Genomic DNA, 2,819 nt, shown 5'->3' with positions numbered 1-2,819 from the left:
GTCGTTGTGGCCACCTGCGGTCAGGGTGAGTCCTGCGGGGCCGGCCACGCCCAGGCAGGCGTGGCCGTGGCGGATAAACCGGGTGGCCCCGGCGGCTGTCGTGAACGTCATAATATTGGCTCCTGATACTGTATCTGTTACGCGCATTCTGGCAGCAGCACGACAAAAAATCTGTCTGGCTGAAACCCCACGCCCCTCCGATAAAACCGGTTCTGATACCATCCGTCACCTAACATTATCTCATCGTTTAACCCATGTTTATGAAAATAATGTATTTTTATCGGCGATGCAGGAGTGGCTGAACTGCCAGTCACTCCTGATGGGCAGCCCATCAGGACGATCCTGCATCAACACCATGAATAATATTGCCAATCTCAGCTTTCAGGATGCGGGGTGTTCAGGCGTACTCATAATGCCTGATGGCAGAACAAAAAATAACCTACTATTTATGGTGAGGCTGGATTTTAACCAGAACCTTTCATCTTCCATATGCTTAAAGAGAGAATAATAATGACCACTTCTGCAGATATCATTAATACCCTCGCGGGTAAAACCAAAACGCTGGGATACGATGCGGTGATTGCCTATGACCGCGACAAAATCAACCACCTTCTTGAGCAGCAGTATGTCAGTAAGCGTGCTGATGGTGCCGAGATGCCGGTATTCAACTGGACTAACAGTGACGGCACCGTGCGCTTCAGTGACCTGACGCTGTCCGCCCCGCGTATCTCTTTTGAAAATGCCACTATCACTGACTCCCGCGTCTCCGTAACCATGGAGTTTGTCAGGGGCAGTATTGCAAAACTCAATACCGACAACCAGGTAACCCGCTACACCCGCGTTCGCCCCGGGGGTGGGGTCTACCTGAAGCTGGATGTGGATCTGAAAAAAGGCAGCGGGACGGTGGATACGGAAGGTCATGTTATCCTGGACCTGTCAGCCGGCAGCGTGAACACAACCAACGTCGACGACGACCCGGCTGCAGAAATCATTCCGTATTTTGAGCAGTGGCTGAAAAATAATCCCGTGACCTACAGTGTGGGGCAGCTCAGCATGGACGTGCTGGACACGGTCCTGACGCCCACGGATTTTATCATCCGCACCCAGCCTGCCGGCAACACGAATAAGGGAGCAGGTTACGGTGCCGTTCTGCTTTTTGTGCTCACCAAAGCTCATCCGTCAGAAAACGCGACCAGCCTGCCGGACGAAACGTTCCCGTGGCTCATCCCCGACGACCACTCTTCAGCTATCCTGGTGAATAACCTGCTCGTCATGAACCAGTTCGTTAAAAAATCAATGGACAGCGTCCTGGACACTGGCGAATGGACGCTGACGCGCGAGGGAAGCTCCAGCGATACTGCCTGGGAACTCGTGGCCTCTGATAATGCCACTCTGCGGCTGGGTTTTGTGAATGCGGAAAATCGGGATAGTAGTGGAGGGCTCTGGAACAGAACGTGGAGCGGTGATTTTGTGCGGGAGTCTGGTCATGCGTATGATGAACTTGATAAGGACTTTATTTACGAACTGGCAGGGGCGAAAATAAAAACGGAGGGCGGGTTCGTACTGACGCCAGATTCAGACAGGACTTTTATTAACCATTTTGGTCTCAAGTACTCTGTACATGACGGATCATTCACAGACTCTTACGGCTACAGCGACAGAGATGTCACATTTTCCCCAACCGGCCAGGGGAACTACACGATGGTAGTGAACACAGTTGATGAGTCCATTCAGCTAACGGGCGGCAGCAATAATATCCATGTGAGCAGTAATTTCTGGGATAAATTTGGAGACATCATCAAATATTACGATGGCGCGACGCTGGCAGACCTGTTGCACGAGAAACTCGACAGCATGGTGAGTGCAGCCGTCAGCGCGCTGCTCAGCAGCGTGAGCTTTGAGCCTATCAGCGTGTTTGCCGTCGACCACCTGCTGTTCCCGGAGCAGAACATTAACCAGCTGAAAGACGCTTCCATGCCGGGTGACATGATAGTGTTCGGTGATATCGCCCCGTCTCTGACCTCTCTGAGCGTAACGCCATTGACCAGCACGGTTTCTGTCGGGCAGAGCGTGCAGTTCACCGCCAGCGATGACGTGACCTGGTCCGTGTCTCCGGCCGATTCCGGTACCATCAGCGCCGACGGCCTTTATCAGGCTCCTGCCGCGCTTGAGAGTGCCCTGATTAACGTTAAAATTACCGCAACCGGCACTGATGGCGCCACGGAATCTGCCTATGTGGCGGTTGTACCGTCATCAGTAATGATATCACCGGCCTTTATAGCCGTGAAGGAAGTCGCAGGCAGTCCCTCCACCTGGCAGTTCACCGCGGACCTTACGGACGGCACGGACCTGTCCGGCTGGAGCGTTGAGGCGGCAGAGTCCGGAGGGCTGACCGGCGTTATTGATGAGAATGGTCAGTATACCACGCCATCCGATGCCTGGCCGAAAGGCTATTCCTGGGTAAACGTTAAGGCAACAGCATCTGACGGACAAGCCGCCACCGCCCGGGTCCTGCTGGTAAGTCACGCGACCCATGCGGAATTTCCCGTCACACCGCCGCTGCTCACGGAGATGACGCTGGGGTCCGTACAGAAGTTTTCGGCCACCGGTGACGGTGAGATAGACCCGGACACGTGGTCGCTTTATCCGGAGGCGGGAAGCGGTTCGCTGGGTGACACGGAGATATCAGGAACGGATGACGAGCCTGTTTATACCGTGAGCTATACGTCGCCGGAGACGGTGAGCGGTGACGAGCTGGTAATTGTCACGACGATGTCGGATGGCATGCCGCTGCGTGCCGGCTATGCCATCGTTGATGT

The 2,819-nt window shown here is 54.4% G+C and carries 2 protein-coding genes; both read left to right on the top strand.

What is annotated here, in order from left to right; all coding sequences use genetic code 11:
• Positions 1-100 precede the first annotated feature (100 nt).
• Complete coding sequence (locus GSQ70_RS00610; protein WP_158780475.1) at positions 101-508, top strand: hypothetical protein; 408 nt, start codon at positions 101-103, stop codon at positions 506-508.
• A gap of 2 nt (positions 509-510) precedes the next feature.
• Positions 511-2,819: hypothetical protein (locus tag GSQ70_RS00605; protein ID WP_158780474.1), on the top strand; the 2,309-nt coding region annotated here is incomplete at its 3' end.

This window comes from Pantoea sp. BAV 3049 (genome assembly GCF_009765445.1).
Lineage (GTDB): Bacteria > Pseudomonadota > Gammaproteobacteria > Enterobacterales > Enterobacteriaceae > Erwinia.
The sequence above is the reverse complement of the archived record's forward strand: the minus strand, read 5'-3'. Positions and strand labels throughout refer to the sequence as shown.